The sequence below is a fragment of the Campylobacter concisus genome, from assembly GCF_050447505.1.
GTDB classification, from domain to species: Bacteria; Campylobacterota; Campylobacteria; order Campylobacterales; family Campylobacteraceae; genus Campylobacter_A; species Campylobacter_A concisus_BP.
The window spans coordinates 723,178-740,238 of record NZ_JALMFZ010000001.1 but is presented as its reverse complement, the minus strand read 5'-3'; the positions used below and the strand labels follow the sequence as shown (position 1 = coordinate 740,238).

Here is a 17,061-nt window from a genome sequence, read left to right as displayed (position 1 = left end):
ATGAAGAGAGCTTTTACTAAATTTTATGACTTTTGCTCGAGCTGGACAGGCACGGTTATCATCGTTTTGCTTGTCATTTTCTTTGTAGCTCAAGCTTTTGTGATCCCGTCTGGTTCGATGAAAAACACGCTTTTGGTTGGGGATTTTTTATTTGCTAAAAAGTATGTTTATGGCATACCAACACCAAGAATTCCATGGCTTGAGGTGAAAATTTTACCTGAGCTAAATGACAATGGGCACCTCATCACAGGCGATGGTCCTGCAAGGGGCGATATAGTCGTATTTCGCTATCCAAAAGAGGAGAAAACTCACTTTGTAAAGCGCTGCTTTGCAACTAGCGAGGACGAGATCGTTTTTACTGAAAAAGCCCTCTATCTGCGCCCAAAAGAGGGAGATAGCTTCATAAAGGCAAACTGCCGTGAAAATTTAAATGGCAAAGAGAGTAAATTTGGCTACTCATGCAGCGACATAGCCGAGCTTGATGGCAAACTTTTCATAAAAGAGCCATATAGATTTAGCGGCATCCACTACGATGAAAATGTAAATTTATTTGAGCAGATGGTTTTCATGCTAAATACAAACAAATCAAACGTTTTTATGAAGCCAGCACTCATTAGCTCACTACCGCAAAATCCAAATTTTAACTTTAATGCATTTTACGTAAAAGTGCCAAAGGATGAGTACTTTATGATAGGCGACAACCGCGATCACTCAAACGACAGCCGTTTTTGGGGAAGCGTGGCTTACAAGGACATAGTCGGTCAGCCTTGGTTTATTTATTTTAGCTGGGACAATAACTACAATGTGCGCTGGGAGCGTATCGGACGCTTTGTAGATACGATAGAAAACGATGAGTTTTTCACAAAACAAGCTCTAAAAGAGGGAGAAGTTGATGGACTTCACTAATTTTGACCCCATAAAGGTCGCCACTATCGTCATATCTTTAATAATCGCCATCGTAGGCCACGAGATCGCTCACGGATATGTCGCTTATAAATTTGGCGACAACACCGCAAAAAGCCTTGGCAGACTTAGCATAAATCCCATAAAACACATCGATCCTATCGGCACTATCATCGTGCCACTGGTGCTTTATCTAAGCACTGGCATGATGTTTGGCTGGGCAAAACCAGTGCCTGTAAATACCTACACAGTCGTGCGAAATGGCGGATACAAGGCAGCTATCTACGTAAGTCTAGCTGGCATTTGCTACAACGTCATCCTAGGCGTCTTGTCGCTTTTTGTGCTAAAGGCTCTATTAAATATAGAAACCTTTGAAATTTTACTTCAGTTTTTATTTACGCTTGCGCTTTTAAATTTGATGTTAGCCATCTTTAACCTCTATCCGATTCCGCCACTTGATGGCTTTCACGCACTGGAGTATGCACTTAGAAATTTTGGCTTTCATGCACTGGCAGAAAAGCTTGAGGGTATCTCAAGATATGGCTTTGTCATCCTTATCATCATCCTCATTTCGCCTTTAAAAGATACTATCTTTTATCCGACAAGATACGTTCTAGATATCGCAAGTGCCTTTATAAATGGCTAAATTTAGAGCAAATTTGCTCTAAATTTTTGGCTTTGTGATCTTATAAGAGTACTCTTTTTTAAATTCCTCTTTTGGCGCAAGGCTAAATTTAAGCTCCACCTTGCCATCTTTGCTGATATCTTTTTTATCAAAGCCCTTTATCTCGACCTTTACCGCCTCGTCAGCAGATACTGGCACGCGATCAACCAAAGTGACATCGACACTTTTACTTGAGTTATTTTTGACACTTATCTCATAGCCCTCTTCGCTTATGCGGTCTTTGCCAAGAATCGAGCTCTTTTTAAATTTATTTAAGCGTTCTTTTTTAAGCTCGATTAGCTCGTTTTGTCCTAAAAATAACTGCACCGGCTCATCTTTAGCTTTCATCTCAAACTCGCTTGGGTTGCCGACACTCACACCATTAACATAAAACTGTGTTTTAGCTGGAGTTAGATCGTCATTTAGCTTAAAACTAGCTACGTTATATGCCTTCAGTGAGCCGTAAAAATCAGCAAAAACGCTAAAATTTGCATCCATTTTTTGTGTATCGTAAGTTATATATTTGCTCTCGCCTTTTGCTAAATTTATCCCATCTATCTTCCAAATTTTGGCAAACTCGTTCTCATCTCTTTGCACACGCATATCAGCGACCTCAGCAGTGACTTTCGCAGCTCTTAGCATATTTTTTGAAGCACCGTAACCATCAGCCTCTACCTCACTCTCCTCGTACCAAGGGTAAAATTTACTTGGAGCAAGCTCTTTTTGATATCTGGTCGGATAGATAGCGAGTTTTAAATTTTTAACATCGCTGGCAAATGGGTTGGTGAGCAAAATTTCTTGTTTTATCAAGATATTTTTGTTTTTTGTGTCTGCATAAATTTCATTTAGCGTCTTTGGGGCCTCATCATCCATATATGATAGCGTCGCCTCTTTTGGGTCGCAAGCAAATTTCATATCAAGCTGCAAAAATCCAGCCATCTCGCTCTTTGGCTCATTTTCTTTAAGCGCTTCAAGCTCACTTTTAGCAGCTGAAATTTTCTCGATATTTTCTAGGCTAAATTTATAAAACTCATCAGCTCTTTTTGTCACATCGTTACTTTTGTTTTCTTCCACCAAAGCTTGTTCTATAAACCTACCTCTTGCATCTAGCGCCTCAATCTTACTACTTAAATTTGCAACTTCTTGCTTCCATTTTATGTAACTTGGGCTATTTTCTTCGCTGATCTTTTTTAGATAAGCATTCGCGTCACAATCCCCATTTATAGTGATGTTCTCACTCTGCACACCCTCTGGCACAAAGGCGCTAAAAGAGCTATTTGCGTCACTAAATTTTTGAGTGATGATGGTTTGATCTGTGTAGATCTCTATTAGATTTTCATTTGCAAAGGCTAGCGTAGAAGCTACTAAAAAGAGTGCTTTTTTCACATTTTCTCCTTTAAATTTTTGGTAAATTATAGCTTCATTTTGGCTGAGAGTAAAATTTTATTTTAATGCAACTTTGACTATAATCAACAAAAAATTTAACGGACTTTTCATGAAGATAGACAAAGTTTTCTTAGCTAGCGATCACGCTGGTTTTGAGCTAAAAAACGAGCTTAAAGAGGCTATTAAAGGGCTTGGATACGAAGTAGTTGATCTTGGCACAAACGATAAAAATAGCGTTGATTACCCTGATTATGCGCATTTGCTAGCAAGCAAACTTGAGCCTAACTGCTACGGCGTGCTAGTTTGTGGCACAGGCATAGGTATATCAATAGCTGCAAACAGGCATGAAAACGTAAGATGTGCCCTTTGCCACGACGAATTTACCGCTAGACTTGCCAGAGAGCACAACGACGCAAACGTGATTGCTTTTGGCGCAAGGGTTATTGGCGCAGGCGTGGCTATCTCGGCGGTTGAAGCCTTTTTAAAGACTGAGTTTGCAGGCGGCAGACACGAAAGAAGAGTCAAAAAAATAGAGCTTGAGGCAGGCAAATGATAGGCGAGTGGATCGTTTTTACCGCTCTTGTTTGTGCTGCGATCTACCTAACCGTCATGGTTTTTTACTTCAAAACGCTTCTAAAAAAAGAGCGTGCGACAAAAGATTTTATGAAAAATAACCTCCAAGATACCGAGGTCGTCATAAGAAAATTTCAGATCCAACTTCAACGAAGTCTGGGCAACATCGACATCTTGACAGACGAGCTAAACAAAACTAAAAACGACGTAACCTCACTTCGCACAAGAAACTCCCAGTACCGCTTAGAAAACGACAAGCTAAGACAACGCATACGTGAGCTTGAAGGCAAGATCGAAGCGCTACTATAACCTCAAATTTAAGGAAATTTATGAAAATTTTAGATCAAAAAGGCAAAGAATTTTTACTAAACTCTATTCGCTGCATAAACGACTTTCCAAAGCCTGGCATAGTCTTTCGCGACATCACGACGCTACTAAATAACAAAGAGGCATTTAACTTTTTGATAGATCATTTGGTGGCTAGATATGAGGACGCAAAGATTGACTACATCACTGGCATCGAGTCACGTGGTTTCATCTTTGGCGCGGCGCTTGCAGCAAGACTAAGGCTGCCTTTTGTGCCTATTCGCAAGCCAAAAAAACTGCCTTTTATCACGCTTTCTCAAAAATATAGCCTAGAGTACGGCGTCGATGAAGTGCAAATTCACATCGATGCTTTTGGAGAAAAAGCGGGTGCAAGAGTGCTTTTGATGGATGATCTCATAGCCACTGGAGGCACTGCAAAGGCTTCAGTTGAGCTTATCAATCAAACTAACGCAACCTGCGTAGAGGCGTGCTTTCTCATAGATCTAGTCGATCTAAAAGGTAGCGAAAAGCTAAAGTCGCTTACTAAAATTTACAGCGTTTTAGAGGTTTAGAATGGAAGAGTTTTTTATAGAACTGCTTAAAGAGTACGGCTACATCATACTTTTTGTCTGGTGTATCATGGAGGGCGAGATGGCCTTAATAATGGCTGGAATTCTCGCTCACACCACGCACATGCACATCGCACTTGCTATCTTTGTGGCTGGACTTGGAGGCTTTGTGGGAGATCAAATTTACTTCTACCTTGGCCGTTACAATAAAAAATACATCGCAAAAAGGCTTCACACGCAGCGGAGAAAATTTGCAGTGGCGCACATAATGCTGAAAAAATACGGCTGGCCAATCATCTTTTTGCAACGCTATATGTATGGCTTTCGTGTCATCATCCCACTTTGCATAGGACTTACCGGCTATGATGCTAAAAAATATGCCTTTATAAATTTGATCAGCGCTTGGTGCTGGGCGGCGATCACTACCATACCTGCTTGGATACTTGGCGAGCATATACTTGTGCTTTTACAAGAAGCAAAAGAGCACTGGTATGTCGCCATCCCAGTGGTTGCCATATTTATGGGGCTTTTGATCTACACATTTAAGCGCATCGAAAATAAAATTTTAAACGAAAGGAGAGACAGAAGACATGCAGTTTCAAATAGTTGATAAGAAATTAAAAAATATAAAAGCTGATATTGAACTAATTTTCGTAGTGGATAAGGAGTTAAAACATAAATTTATAGGCGATAAAGAGGCTATTAAATTTAACAATTACAAAGGCGATAGCGTCCTTATCCTAAGCGAGGCAAAAAGGGCTTACGTGCCACTTTCTAAGCTTGATCTTGACGAGCTTAGAGTTGCGGCCGCGAAAGCTTATAACGCGTTAAAGTCACTAAACATCAAGAGTATAAAGCTAGCTTCTTACGTAGCGGAGTGCCAAAAACTAAGCTTTGAAGCACTTGCTGAGGGCTTTTTACTTGGAAGCTATGAATTTAACAAATATAAAGAGAAAAAAGAGAAATACACCCTAAAAGAGATCATCTTTTCTACTGAAGAATTTGCTGGCAAAAAGATCGATCTAAAGGCAGCAGACGAGGGCTTTAAAGAGGCAGTGATAATAGCAAGCGCTACAAATTTCACAAAAGATATCGTAAATGAAATCCCAGAAATTTACACACCACAAAAGATGGCCGAGGACGCTTTAAATTTAGCCAAAAACATCACAAGCATAAAGTGCGAGGTCTATGACGAGAAATTTCTAGCTAAAGAGAATATGAACGCATTTTTGGCGGTAAATCGCGCAAGCGTGCATAAACCAAGGCTCATCCACCTAACCTATAAGCCTAAAAAGTCTAAAAAACGCATCATCTTTGTTGGCAAAGGCCTAACATACGATAGCGGCGGACTTAGCTTGAAGCCGGCTGATTATATGCTAACAATGAAGTCAGACAAAAGCGGTGCAGCAGCAGCACTTGGCATCATAAAAGGTGCAGCGGAACTAAATTTACCATTTGAAATTCACGCCATTTTGGGCGCAACTGAAAATATGATCGGCGGCAACGCCTATAAGCCAGACGATGTGCTTATTTCAAGAAGTGGCGTTAGCATAGAGGTTAGAAACACCGACGCAGAGGGACGTTTGGTCTTGGCTGATTGCCTAAGCTACGCTCAAGACTTTAAACCAGACATCCTAATCGACATGGCAACCCTAACTGGCGCTTGCGTCGTGGGACTTGGCGAATACACAACAGGCATCATGGGCAACAGCGAGAGCCTAAAAAGCGAGTTTAAAAACAAGATAAAAGATAGTGGCGAGCTAGCGACTACGCTTGATTTTAACCCTTATCTTAGCGAGCTTATCAAAAGCCAGATCGCAGACGTTAGCAACTGCGCCTCAAGCAGATATGGCGGCGCGATCACAGCTGGCATGTTTTTAGCTAAATTTATCAAAGATGAGTACAAAGATAAGTGGCTACACCTTGATATCGCAGGCCCAGCATACCGCGAAAAGGCTTGGGGATACAACCAAGCAGGTGCGAGTGGAGCGGGCGTGAGGATGAATTTATACTTTTTACAAGCACTTAGCAAGGAGAATTGATGGGACTTTCAGTTGGAATAGTAGGCCTGCCAAATGTGGGCAAATCAACGACATTTAACGCACTTACAAAGGCGCAAAACGCCGAGAGTGCGAACTATCCGTTTTGCACTATCGAGCCAAACAAAGCCATCGTGCCAGTGCCTGATAAACGCCTAAACGAGCTTGCAAAGATAGTTAGTCCTAATAAAATTCAATACTCAACCATCGAATTTGTCGATATCGCAGGCCTTGTAAAAGGAGCAAGCTCAGGCGAGGGACTTGGCAATAAATTTTTATCAAACATCAGAGAAACCGAGCTTATTTTGCACATAGTTCGCTGCTTTGAGGATGAAAACATCACTCACGTCGAGGGCAGCGTCGATCCAGTAAGAGACATCGAGATCATCCAAACCGAGCTGATACTAGCTGACATCGAGCAGCTAAATAAAAAGATAGAAAAGCTCACAAGAGAGGCAAAAGCAAATGCAAAAGGTGCTAAAGAGGCGCTTGAGATAGCAAATTTACTTCTAGCTCACCTAAATGATGGCAAAAGTGCGAGCAGCTTTGAGCAAAGAGAGAGCGAGGCGTTTTTAGCGCTCAACAAAGAGCTAAGGCTTCTAAGCGCTAAAGAGGTAGTTTATGGCGCAAATGTCGATGAAGAGGGGCTTAGCGAAGATAATAAATTTGTAAAAGCGCTAAAAGAGTATGCTAAAGCTTCAGATCACGAGGTGATCAAGCTTTGCGCCAAGGTCGAAGAGGAGCTAATAGGTCTAAGCGATGAGGAAGCTCACGAGTTTTTAGCATCTCTTGGCACGAGTGAGAGCGGTCTTGAAAAGATCATCAAAACGTCTTTTGCTAAGCTAAATTTGATAAGCTATTTCACCGCTGGCGTCGTTGAAGTTAGAGCTTGGACGATCACAAATGGCTGGAAAGCGCCAAAAGCAGCAAGCGTCATCCACAACGACTTTGAGAGAGGCTTTATCAGAGCTGAAGTGATAAGCTATGATGACTACATCGCACATGGCGGCGAAAACGGAGCCAAAGAGGCTGGCAAGATGAGACTTGAGGGCAAAGACTACGTCGTGCAAGATGGCGACGTGATGCACTTTAGGTTTAATGTCTAAATTTAGCCCTTTTTGGGCTAAATAGCTAAATTTTGTAGATAAAATATTTAAGCCTTGGGTTGCAAGGCAAATTTAATTTTTTTTATAACAAGTTAATAAAATATCTTTTAAAAATATCAAGTCATAATCCTATGAGCCAATTAAGTATTAAGAAAAATACTAAGCCTAGAGAAATTTCAATATATAAAATAATGCGCTCACTATCTCTTACAAGCTTTCACGTCTATGATAAATTTTAAATACTATGAGTTTATGGATCAAAAACTGTGATACTGTTTTAAGCTTATATAATGAACACGTGAAAACACCACCAAAGTTTAGGTAAATAGACCAATCCTAATAAACAACATTGACCAAGTATAAAAATTTACCTATATGCTTAGCTTATTTATTTTATAAGCCTGATCGCCTCAGTAAATTTAAGCTCTTTGTTTTTAAAGAGGTTAAATTTGGTCGTATCTTTTTTGCTAAGTATAACGATGGTTGAGCCAAGCTCGAAATTTCCAAGACGCTCGCCCTTTTTGATGTGTAAATTTTCATACTCATAAATTTGTGTGAAATTTGCCACCACATTTATTTGGATGTGCTCATCAAAACAAAATCTCATCTTGCTAGCGTTTAGCGCGCCCACAAAAATAAGGTCGTTAGATAGGCTAAATTTATATTGGCATTAGTTATTCTTTTTAAAGCCAAATAATACAAATTTGTTTTTGCAGGTTGATTTACCGCCTTACAAATTTAATTATTTATCTTTTTGCAAATTCTTTTTATAATCCTTATGCACCATAAAGCATGCACATATAAAAACAAAAATCGTTACAGCTAGGATTAGATTAAATTTTGCCCTGGCATAAAAACTCCTACTTTGTAAATTTAAACCTCTTTTGCGCTGTTTTTAAAGACATTTACCACGCTGGCTCGTTTGTGGCAAATTTCAGCATACTCTTTTTCGCTCTTTGAGTCATAGACTATGCCAGCTCCAGCTCCGATATATACGTCACTAAAGCCGTTTTTAGCTGGCACAAAGATGGCTGAGCGGATAAGGATCGCCACCTGAGCGTCGCCACTAAAATGCAAAAATCCAATGCCCCCGCCATAGATATTTCGCTCAAAAATTTCAAGCTCATTGATTATCTGCATCGCTCTGATCTTTGGCGCACCGCTTAACGTGCCAGCTGGGAAGATGCTAGCTAACACGTCAAAAAGGTTAAGCTCCCTAGCGCACTTGCCATAGACGTCGCTCACGATGTGCATCACTTTTTCAAATTTCTGGATATGCATCGCATTTTTTACCGCCACACTCTTTGGCTCTGAGACCCTGCCGATGTCATTTCTGGCAAGGTCGATTAGCATCTTATGTTCAGCGAGCTCCTTTTCATCACTTAATAGCTCATTTTCAAGCGCCAAGTCAGCGTTTGCATCGCCACCTCTTGGTCTTGTGCCTGCGATTGGTGCTACAAAAATTTGCTCACTTTTCATCTCAAAAACAAGCTCAGGCGACGAGCCAACCACATCGCCATAAGGCGTAGGAAAATGAAACATATATGGGCTTGGATTTGCGGTGGCTAGCTTTTTGTAAAAGTCCAAGCTGCTCATATTCGTTGAAATTTCAAGTAGCTCGCCAAGCACCACTTGAAAGACGTCGCCACTTCTTATGTATTCTTTTGCCACTTCAACCATATCTTCAAAGTGTTTCTTTTCACTACTAAGATCAGTTTTTATGCTAAATTCACACTCTTTTTCGCCCTTATGCTCTGCCTTTAAATTTAGCAAAAAGTCATAATACCTCTCTTTATCTCCATAAAAAGTGTAAATTTTACTCATCTTATCAAAGTGCAGATATGCTTTAGCATCGGCGTAGATAAATTTTGGAAACTCATACTTTTTAGCCTTCTCTTCGCCGATATACTCAAAGTATCTCACGCCATCATAAGCAAAAACGCCAAAAAGCCCAGCAAAAGGTGCAAGCGATCTGTTACGATTAGTATCAAAGTAGCTTCTAAGTCCGTAAAAGTCCATATCCTTTTCGTCGATATATTCGCAGTCGATGCCGATTATCGTCTGTGTCTTGTCTTCAGCAAGGTAGCTATTTTTAAATTTTTCTCTGATCGCTTCGTAATAAAAAAGTGGTTGTTCTAAGAGCATATTTTTCCTTTTAAATTTTTATTGATTATAAAAAATTTTCGCTTTTACTTTTTAGAATTTTGGCTAAATTTTTAAATTTACGCCTTTTTTACTATTTTTTTAAGAGCCCCTTGGCTAAAATTTGCACCAGTCAAGGGAGAAAAAATGCTTTTTGTAGAACTATTTATAATCGGTATCGGCGTTGGTTACATTGCTGGGTTTTTTGGCATCGGTGGCGGCACGGTCGTCGTTCCTATCATGGTCGCCTTTGGATATGACGTGAAAACAGCCATTGGCATAAGCGTCATGCAGATGATCTTTAGCGCGACATTTGGCTCGTATCTAAACTACAAAGCCGGCCTTTTAAAGCTAGATCGTGGTGTGGTTTTGGGGCTTGGAGGCTTGGTTGGAGCTAGCTTTAGTGGCATCATCGTATCGCACGCGCCTGCACTTTTGCTTGAGTCTATGCTTCTAGCGACGTTTATCTTTTCGCTTATCAAGTTATACTTTTCACCAAACAGCGACGGCTCAAATGCGAATAATTCGCTCTTTTTGCTATTTTTAGTTGGCGTTTTTGTTGGCGTTTTTGCCATTAGTATCGGCATCGGCGGAGGCGTCTTTATCGCTCCTATCTTGGTAGGCTTTTTGCGTTATGAGCTGAAAAAAGCCGTTTCTATGGGCGTATTTTTCGTTATGTTTGCAGCCATTGCCGGCTTCACCTCACTCTCACTAAATGGTCACATCTCATACGCTGAGGGCACATTTTTAGGTCTTGGCTCGCTAATAGGCGCATACTTTGGCACCAAAAAGACGCAACATACCGACAAAAAAACACTTAAAAAATGGTTTTTGGTCTTTTACATAGCGATGATATGTTTGATATTAAAAGATATGTTTTTTGAGTAAGAGCATGGCTAAATTGCCACGCTCTTTTTTAAATTTCTTCAAAAAAGTAAGCTTCGCTTAGTTTAAAAGCAAGCTCTTTTAGCTCATCTTCGCTTAAATTTACGCCATTTGCGATCTCTTTAAAGCTAGCCTTGCCGTCAAATTTCAATGCAGCTTTGATCTCTTCAACGCTTAAACTAAGCTTGCCGTTTAGCTCATTTGCCAAAGAAATAACTGGCGAGCTAGCCTCCAGAAAATACCCAAGATAGGCCGCTGTCATAGGCTTTAGCCTAGTTTTTTTAGGCTCATAAGCAAGTGCAGCAAGCTTTGAGGATGAAATTTTGGTGTTTTGATCATTTAAAATTTCAAGTAGCCCCATAAATGCTTCACTCTCGCTCTCACCAAGTGCAGCCTTTACTTCACTTAAATTTAGGCTTTGCGGATAGGCTTTGCTCAAAATTTCTTGCGTTTTTGTCCTTGGCTGCTCACTAAAATACGCAAAATAAATCCTATCAAGCTCGCTCTCTCCAAGCACTGCGTCAAAGTCCTCAGCGCCTTCAAGCCTTTCTTTGTGCGCGATGAGGCTCTTTCTAAAGGATCTATTAAACAAAAAGTCGTTTAGCTGCTCTTTTTTGATGCGAGTGTTGTAGCTTTGCTCGATGTGCGCGTCAAAGCGATATATCCCAGTTGAGCTTGCAAAGATGTCATTTAGCGAGGCGTCTATGACGTAGCAAAGCCCGTGTTTATCGATATGCCTAGCAAATTTATGAAAGTATGTTGGCTCGTTGCTAGCCTCCAAAAAGTCATGCAAAATGTAATAATCACTCCCCTTTGCGATGATGCCTTGTAAGAAATTTAGCTGCGTCAAAAGTAGTTTCATGCTGTCTTTATAGACGACGTCGCTTTGGTTTTGCAGGCTAAATTTCAAATAATCCTGCAAGAAATTTAGCTCCTCTTTGACGTGAGAAAGCGCCTCTTTGCTCTCCTTGCCAGCGCTCGAAAAAAGCATGAAGTCTCTTAAGATATCAAGGCTCTTCCAGCCTGGGTAGGTGTTATAAGAGACGTAGGCGATGCCATCTTTGCTAAGTAGCGCCTTTATCGTAGCTAGCAGCGCGTCTCTTACGTTTGGGCTCACCCAGCTATAAACGCCGTGGGCGATGATGTAGTCAAACTCGCCAAGCTCTTTGATATCGTGCTCATTCATGTGTAAAAAGTCACGCTCAAGAAGGGTGAAATTTTTTAATTTCATCTTCTTTGCGATCTTGTTGCCCTCTTCTACTTGGTGGCTTGAGATGTCGATGCCAACGACCTTTGCCTCTTTGTGAGAAGCTGCAAATGGCAAGATATTGCCGCCGTATGACGAGCCAAGCTCCAGTACTCTAGCATCTTTTAAATTTGCTGCCTTTAGGCCTAGAAATTTAGCAACCGCCTCTATCCTAACGGGCGAGCAGTCACTAAATGCAGCTGAGAAATAGGGAATTTCGTCGTAAGCTTTTTTTGCCTTGTTCATCAGCCGTGCTTTCTGGCAAATTCTCTCATGAACTCGCCAAGTTTATCAACGTCGCTTTGGCTAACGGCGTTGTAAATAGAGGCTCTTATGCCGCCAAGATGTCTGTGGCCTTTTAGCCCAAGCATGCCCTCTTTTAGCGCTTCTTCGACGAAAACTGGCTCAAGCGCATGATCTTTTGGTATCGTAAAGCTCACGTTCATATCTGACCTGCTTGATTTTTTAGCGTGACCCACGTAAAAGCCATTTGAGCTGTCTATTATGCTATAAAGCGTGCTTGCTTTTTTAGCATTTATCTTCTCAACCTCGGCAAGTCCGCCAAGATCTAGTAGGTGCTGCATGGTTAAATTTAAAAGATAAATTCCAAAAGTTGGCGGTGTGTTGTAAAGCGAGTTTGCCTCTACGTGCGTTTTGTAGCGCAAAAACATAGGGACGTTTTGGCTGCTCACGCGATCGACTAGATCTTTTCTTAAAATGACGATAGTCACACCGCTTGGGCCTGCATTTTTCTGAGCGCCGCCGTAAAGCAAGCCGATACTGCTAAAATCAAGCGGTCTAGCGAAAAAATCGCTCGAAGCATCGACAACAAGGGGCGATTTGGTCTTTGGCATAGCCTTATACTGCGTGCCATAAATCGTGTTATTTGAGCAGATGTAGGCGTAGTCGGCGTCGTCGCTAAATTTAAACTCAGGGATGTAAGAGAAATTTTCATCCTCGCTACTTGCTACGACATCTACATTTACGCCAAGCACTTTTGCCTCTTTAATGGCTTTGTTTGTCCAAACGCCGGTGTTTGCGTACTCGGCCCTGCCACCTTGATATAAATTCATCGGTATCATGCTAAATTGCAAGTGTGCGCCGCCTTGCAAAAATAAAATTTCATACTCATCGCCGATGCCGTAAAGCTTTCTTATCTTCTCCATCGCGCCAAAGTGGATCTCCTCAAAGGTCTTGCTTCTGTGGCTGATCTCCATGATCGAGTAGCCCTCGCCTCTGTAGTCGGTAAATTCGGCCTTTGCGTGCTCTAAAACCTCTAATGGTATCGCACTTGGGCCTGCGCTAAAGTTGATTTTTCTACTCATTTTTACTCCTTGATAATTGCTTTTTTATGTGTATTTTGCGAGACAAGCTCGATCTCATCATTCAAATTTAAATCCCTAAGATCAGCCCTCTTGCCATCTTTTCTAACCTCGATAAGCCCCTTAGTGCTCTCAAAAAAGAGCTCCCTCATCTCATAAGCCTTCTCTAGCGAGCTAAGGGCTGAGCCAAGAAGCAAGATCTTTCTTTGCACGGCGTTTATTAGGGTGTTTTGCTTGTTTGCCACCTCGCTAAATTTTAGCTCGATCCTAGCTTTTAGGGCGTTTGATGAAAATTTAGAAAGTAGTAAATTTAGCAGATTTTGCTTTTTTGTGATCTTTAAATTTAAAGCGCTATCAAGATCGTCGCTGAGCCTATCAAGATACTGGAAAAACGCCTCTTCATCAGGCAAAAGATCAAGCATGGCTGCACTTGGCGTAAGTGATCTGCAGTCTGCTACAAAGTCACTTATAACGTAGTCTATCTCATGTCCGATAGCACTTATGACTGGCGTTTTTGTAGCGTAAATTTCACGTGCCAAACCCTCGTCGTTAAAGCACCAAAGATCCTCTTTGCTGCCGCCTCCTCTAGCTAAAACGATCACATCAACGCCGTATTTATCGGCTCTGCGTAAGGCTTTTATAAGCGAGCTTGGAGCACTTTCGCCCTGAGTTAGCGCGTCAAATATATAAATTTCACTTAGCCTCCAGCGGCTCTTTACCACCTTTAACATATCCTGAAGTGCAGCTGAAGTGGCGCTTGTGACAAGGGCTATTTTCTTAGGTAAATTTGGTATCTCTTTTTTTGCGCTGATGTCAAAAAGCCCCTCGTTTTCGAGCTTTTCTTTAAGCTGCCTAAACGCAAGCTCAAGCTCGCCCTCGCCATCAGGCAGCATCGCACTAGCCACTAGCTGATACGACCCACTTGGCGAATAAATGGTCACTTTGCCATAAATTTTGACCTTCAAACCCTCTTTTGGCAAAAACTTCACCTTTTGGTTATTCATGCGGTACATCACAGCTGAGATGCTTGACTTTTCGTCCTTTAGCGTGAAGTACCAGTGCCCAGAGGCGTGCTTTGTAAGGCGCGAAATTTCGCCACTTACCTCGACGTAGTCAAGTGTCGCTTCAAGCAGCGCCTTTGCTTTTTCGTTTAGCTCAGATACGCTAAGCATTGATCTCTCTTACCTTTTTAGCGATAAATAGCGTCGAGATATCCATGCTAAAGCCCTTGCAAAGCTCTATCTCAAAGCCAGCTTCAACCAGCTCATCACAAAAACTCTTTGCGTCCAAGAAATTTTCGATCGAGCTTGGCAGATACTCGTATGCCTGTTTGTTTTTTGAGATAAAGCCGCCTATACTTGGCAAAATTTTACTTAGGTAAAAATCTCTTAGCGCAGTTATAAAGCCCTTTTTCTGGCGTTTAGTAAATTCAAGCACGACTACGTAGCCGCCATCAGCCAAAACCCTGTTAAACTCCCTAAGCGCAGCCTTTCGCTCGACCACGTTTCTTATGCCGTAGCTTATGCTTAAAATTTGAGCCTCACCGCTTGCAAGCGTTGTATTATCAGCGTAGGCTTCTATAAATTTAAAATTTGGAAATTTCGCCCTCGCCTTTTTTAGCATGCCACTTGATGGGTCGATGCCAGTTAGGCTTTTTACTTCTACGCCAAATTCTTTTGAAATTTCACTCCAAAGCCCCATCATATCGCCAGTGCCGCAAGCCACGTCCACGATATTTATGCTTTTATTTTTAAAAATTTCTAGCATATATCTGCAGGCAAATTTCCTCCAGCTCACATCCACGCCAAGGCTTAACACCCTGTTTGCGACGTCGTAAGTCGGAGCGATCTGGTTAAACATATCAACTATTTTTTCTTGTTTTTGCATAAATTTGCCCTTTTATATGTAGTAAATTTTTAAATTTCGCGAGATTTTGCGAGTTGCTTTTATAAATTTAAGCCGTTTTTTTAGTATCTCTTCTCTGGTTTTGTAAATTTGTTTGTAAATTTTACTCTCAAGTTTTTCTTTGCCAGCAGCCACTGGCAAGCGCTCCAAGATGCCCAGCCAGACGTCGTAGTCTTGAAGCGCACCAAATATCTCTTGCATATCTTTTAGCCGCTCTTCATACTTTTTAAGCCCGTCAAAATAAAAAATCTCACTCAAAAACTCGTAAGTGTATCTCACCTTTTTAAGCTCGATCCTGATCTTGTGAAAGCTCTCGTTTGGGCAGTCTTGATCTAGGCTTTTTAACCTTTTTTGAGCCAAAACTAGAAGCGTTCTAAGTTTAAACGAGCCAAGGCGCGAAAGGCTCACGTCAAAGAGCTTTGATCTATAAAACTCGCCCTCGTTTAAAAATATCTCCCACTCTTTTAAAAATGCGTAGTTTTCCTCATCACCTAGGTAGCTTTTAACGTTTTCATACTCTAAATTTAGAGCCTTTTGCACAAAATAAATTAGCTCATTTGCATGCTTTTGCTCGCTTAAAAAGCCTAGAAATATGTCTAAGTCTCGCTTTTTGTTGGTTGAGTTTGCCAAAATTTTAAAATTCTCTCCAAAAAAGAGCGTCACTTTTTCATCAAAAACGCCGTTAAAAATTTTAAGTAGCGACCTAACTTTTCTTAAATTTACTCGCAGATTGTGCAAAATTTCTTCGTCGTGATCTTGCAGATAGTCGCTCTTTAGCCTCTTTATCTCTTTAAATATGCTTAAAAACAAAGCTCTAAGAGCCTCGCCGCTCTTTAAATTTGCAGCAAAATTTGGTGAAATTTCTTTGTTTTTAAAGACATTGTAGGCTCTTTTGTAATCAATTTGTTCATTTTCGTTTGCGTGGATGGCTAGAAATTTGTTTTTATATCTTTTATCGCAGGTGACATCGGCCTTACAAAACTGCTCCAAAAATGGTGGCAACTTAAAATATACAGCCTCATTTTCATCAGCAAATTCGATCTCAAATGTGCAAAGTCCATTTAAGCCGTCTTTAAAAACGTCGATGTTGCAGGGGTTATTATTTAGCCGAAAAATGTATCTATCTTTTGTGATTACGCGCCCGATGCGGTTTTTTAGAGCCTTTTTAAACTCCGCCTTTTCGCAAAATTCCTCATTTTCTTCTCTTATAAGATCTTTACCGACCTTGATCGTTTTTATAAATTTGCCCTCTTCACTTCTGAAGCGGATCTCTTCATTTTGCGTGATCTTGGTGTAAAACTGAGAAATTTCAAGGTGCTTAAAAACTACTCCAGCCTCTTTTAGAAAATCTAGAATTTGAGAATTTTTGAGTAAAAATTTACGCTCTATCTCCAAACCCACATTTTTCTCCGAAATTTTTTGTTTATTTTAGCGAGTTAGTGCTTAAAATAATGAGAAAAAAGCTAATTTCAGGCTTGTTTGAAGTGTTTTATGAAGAAAAATAAAAATTTATGTTGCGTAGTGCAACATAAATTTTGCCTTATCGGCAGTGTTTACAGCTTTTTACGCTAGCAACGATATTTAGGCGCTCGATGATGTTACCGATCTTTTTTTCAAGCGCTTCTTGGTATTTGCCAAGCTCTGAGTCATCATAGCTCATATCCTCGACGCTACCGCAGTTTTCGCAAACCACGTGGATGTGCGGATGCTCGTAAATGTCGTATCTCGCCTTTTGATTGACGATATTTACTTCAACCACCAACCCCTCGTCTTTTAGAGTGTTTAGGTTTTTATAAACAGTTGCGAGCGAAACTGATGGATTTTCTTTCAAAATTTCATCATAAAGCTCATCGATCGTTGGATGTGTGTGACGATCAAGAATTCTCAAAACGCTAAGACGCTGCGGCGTTACTTTAAGCCCAGACTGTTTTAGCAACGATACATATTGCATAATTTTCCCCTATACAAATTTTTGCTTTATGCTAGCAAAAGTAATATTAAACGTTTCTTTATTA

Annotated in this window: 18 protein-coding genes; 9 read left to right on the top strand and 9 right to left on the bottom strand. The window is 40.8% G+C overall.

Translation table 11 applies throughout. From position 1 onward, the window contains the following. Together lepB and MTT09_RS03610 are read left to right on the top strand one after the other, a co-directional pair. Window positions 1–906 carry a signal peptidase I gene (gene lepB, locus MTT09_RS03615; protein WP_429802603.1) on the top strand — a complete coding sequence of 302 codons (906 nt, stop codon included), beginning with the start codon at window positions 1–3 and terminating at the stop codon, window positions 904–906. Further along, the gene (locus MTT09_RS03610; RefSeq protein ID WP_429802601.1) at window positions 893–1,549 is read left to right on the top strand and encodes a site-2 protease family protein; all 657 of its coding nucleotides are present in this window, start codon (window positions 893–895) and stop codon (window positions 1,547–1,549) included. Before lepB ends, MTT09_RS03610 begins: the two co-directional genes overlap by 14 nt. An 18-nt stretch (window positions 1,550–1,567) precedes the next feature. On the opposite strand, the gene MTT09_RS03605 is transcribed toward MTT09_RS03610, so the two are convergent. Beyond that, the gene (locus tag MTT09_RS03605; protein ID WP_429802599.1) at window positions 1,568–2,953 is read right to left on the bottom strand and encodes a DUF4139 domain-containing protein; all 1,386 of its coding nucleotides are present in this window, start codon (window positions 2,951–2,953) and stop codon (window positions 1,568–1,570) included. A 109-nt stretch (window positions 2,954–3,062) separates the two neighbouring features. On the opposite strand from MTT09_RS03605, the gene rpiB reads away from it, so the two are divergent. From rpiB to ychF, 6 genes are read left to right on the top strand one after another with little or no spacing between them, the layout of a single operon-like run. Further along, window positions 3,063–3,506, top strand: a complete 444-nt coding sequence (gene rpiB, locus MTT09_RS03600) for a ribose 5-phosphate isomerase B (protein WP_021086444.1) — start codon at window positions 3,063–3,065, stop codon at window positions 3,504–3,506. After that, window positions 3,503–3,835 carry a hypothetical protein gene (locus tag MTT09_RS03595; RefSeq protein ID WP_002939538.1) on the top strand — a complete coding sequence of 111 codons (333 nt, stop codon included), beginning with the start codon at window positions 3,503–3,505 and terminating at the stop codon, window positions 3,833–3,835. The genes rpiB and MTT09_RS03595 overlap by 4 nt, the downstream gene beginning before the upstream one ends. Window positions 3,836–3,855: 20 nt before the next feature. After that, a complete protein-coding gene (gene apt, locus MTT09_RS03590; RefSeq protein ID WP_103571278.1) occupies window positions 3,856–4,404 on the top strand; it encodes an adenine phosphoribosyltransferase in 549 nt (182 codons plus the stop codon). A gap of 1 nt (window position 4,405) precedes the next feature. Continuing rightward, window positions 4,406–5,011 (top strand): DedA family protein, encoded by a 606-nt coding sequence (locus tag MTT09_RS03585; RefSeq protein WP_429802596.1) that lies wholly within the window; start codon window positions 4,406–4,408, stop codon window positions 5,009–5,011. After that, window positions 4,992–6,443, top strand: a complete 1,452-nt coding sequence (locus tag MTT09_RS03580) for a leucyl aminopeptidase (protein ID WP_429802594.1) — start codon at window positions 4,992–4,994, stop codon at window positions 6,441–6,443. The genes MTT09_RS03585 and MTT09_RS03580 overlap by 20 nt, the downstream gene beginning before the upstream one ends. Continuing rightward, entirely contained in the window at window positions 6,443–7,546 is a 1,104-nt protein-coding gene (ychF, locus tag MTT09_RS03575; RefSeq protein ID WP_429802592.1) for a redox-regulated ATPase YchF, read from the top strand. Before MTT09_RS03580 ends, ychF begins: the two co-directional genes overlap by 1 nt. 388 nt (window positions 7,547–7,934) lie before the next feature. Here ychF and MTT09_RS03570 read toward each other — a convergent pair whose 3' ends face one another. Together MTT09_RS03570 and MTT09_RS03565 are read right to left on the bottom strand one after the other, a co-directional pair. Beyond that, window positions 7,935–8,177: a phosphatidylserine decarboxylase gene (locus tag MTT09_RS03570; protein ID WP_429802590.1), complete on the bottom strand. Its 243-nt coding sequence runs from the start codon at window positions 8,175–8,177 to the stop codon at window positions 7,935–7,937. A gap of 242 nt (window positions 8,178–8,419) precedes the next feature. Continuing rightward, entirely contained in the window at window positions 8,420–9,691 is a 1,272-nt protein-coding gene (locus MTT09_RS03565) for an anthranilate synthase component I family protein (RefSeq protein WP_103597405.1), read from the bottom strand. Between the two features lie 144 nt (window positions 9,692–9,835). Here MTT09_RS03565 and MTT09_RS03560 point away from each other — a divergent pair, with 144 nt between their 5' ends. Next, window positions 9,836–10,576, top strand: coding sequence for a sulfite exporter TauE/SafE family protein (locus MTT09_RS03560; RefSeq protein WP_429802588.1), 741 nt, complete (start codon window positions 9,836–9,838; stop codon window positions 10,574–10,576). A gap of 28 nt (window positions 10,577–10,604) precedes the next feature. On the opposite strand, the gene MTT09_RS03555 is transcribed toward MTT09_RS03560, so the two are convergent. From MTT09_RS03555 to MTT09_RS03530, 6 genes are all read right to left on the bottom strand, one after another. Beyond that, entirely contained in the window at window positions 10,605–12,065 is a 1,461-nt protein-coding gene (locus MTT09_RS03555) for a methyltransferase regulatory domain-containing protein (protein WP_429802586.1), read from the bottom strand. Further along, window positions 12,065–13,144: a phosphoserine transaminase gene (serC, locus tag MTT09_RS03550; RefSeq protein WP_429802584.1), complete on the bottom strand. Its 1,080-nt coding sequence runs from the start codon at window positions 13,142–13,144 to the stop codon at window positions 12,065–12,067. The genes MTT09_RS03555 and serC overlap by 1 nt, the downstream gene beginning before the upstream one ends. A gap of 2 nt (window positions 13,145–13,146) precedes the next feature. Beyond that, complete coding sequence (xseA, locus tag MTT09_RS03545; protein WP_429802582.1) at window positions 13,147–14,313, bottom strand: exodeoxyribonuclease VII large subunit; 1,167 nt, start codon at window positions 14,311–14,313, stop codon at window positions 13,147–13,149. After that, window positions 14,306–15,028, bottom strand: a complete 723-nt coding sequence (gene ubiE / locus MTT09_RS03540) for a bifunctional demethylmenaquinone methyltransferase/2-methoxy-6-polyprenyl-1,4-benzoquinol methylase UbiE (protein WP_429802580.1) — start codon at window positions 15,026–15,028, stop codon at window positions 14,306–14,308. Before ubiE ends, xseA begins: the two co-directional genes overlap by 8 nt. 12 nt (window positions 15,029–15,040) lie before the next feature. Beyond that, window positions 15,041–16,447 carry a CHAD domain-containing protein gene (locus MTT09_RS03535; protein ID WP_429802578.1) on the bottom strand — a complete coding sequence of 469 codons (1,407 nt, stop codon included), beginning with the start codon at window positions 16,445–16,447 and terminating at the stop codon, window positions 15,041–15,043. A gap of 139 nt (window positions 16,448–16,586) precedes the next feature. Next, window positions 16,587–16,997 (bottom strand): Fur family transcriptional regulator, encoded by a 411-nt coding sequence (locus MTT09_RS03530; RefSeq protein ID WP_009294652.1) that lies wholly within the window; start codon window positions 16,995–16,997, stop codon window positions 16,587–16,589. Window positions 16,998–17,061 lie beyond the last annotated feature (64 nt).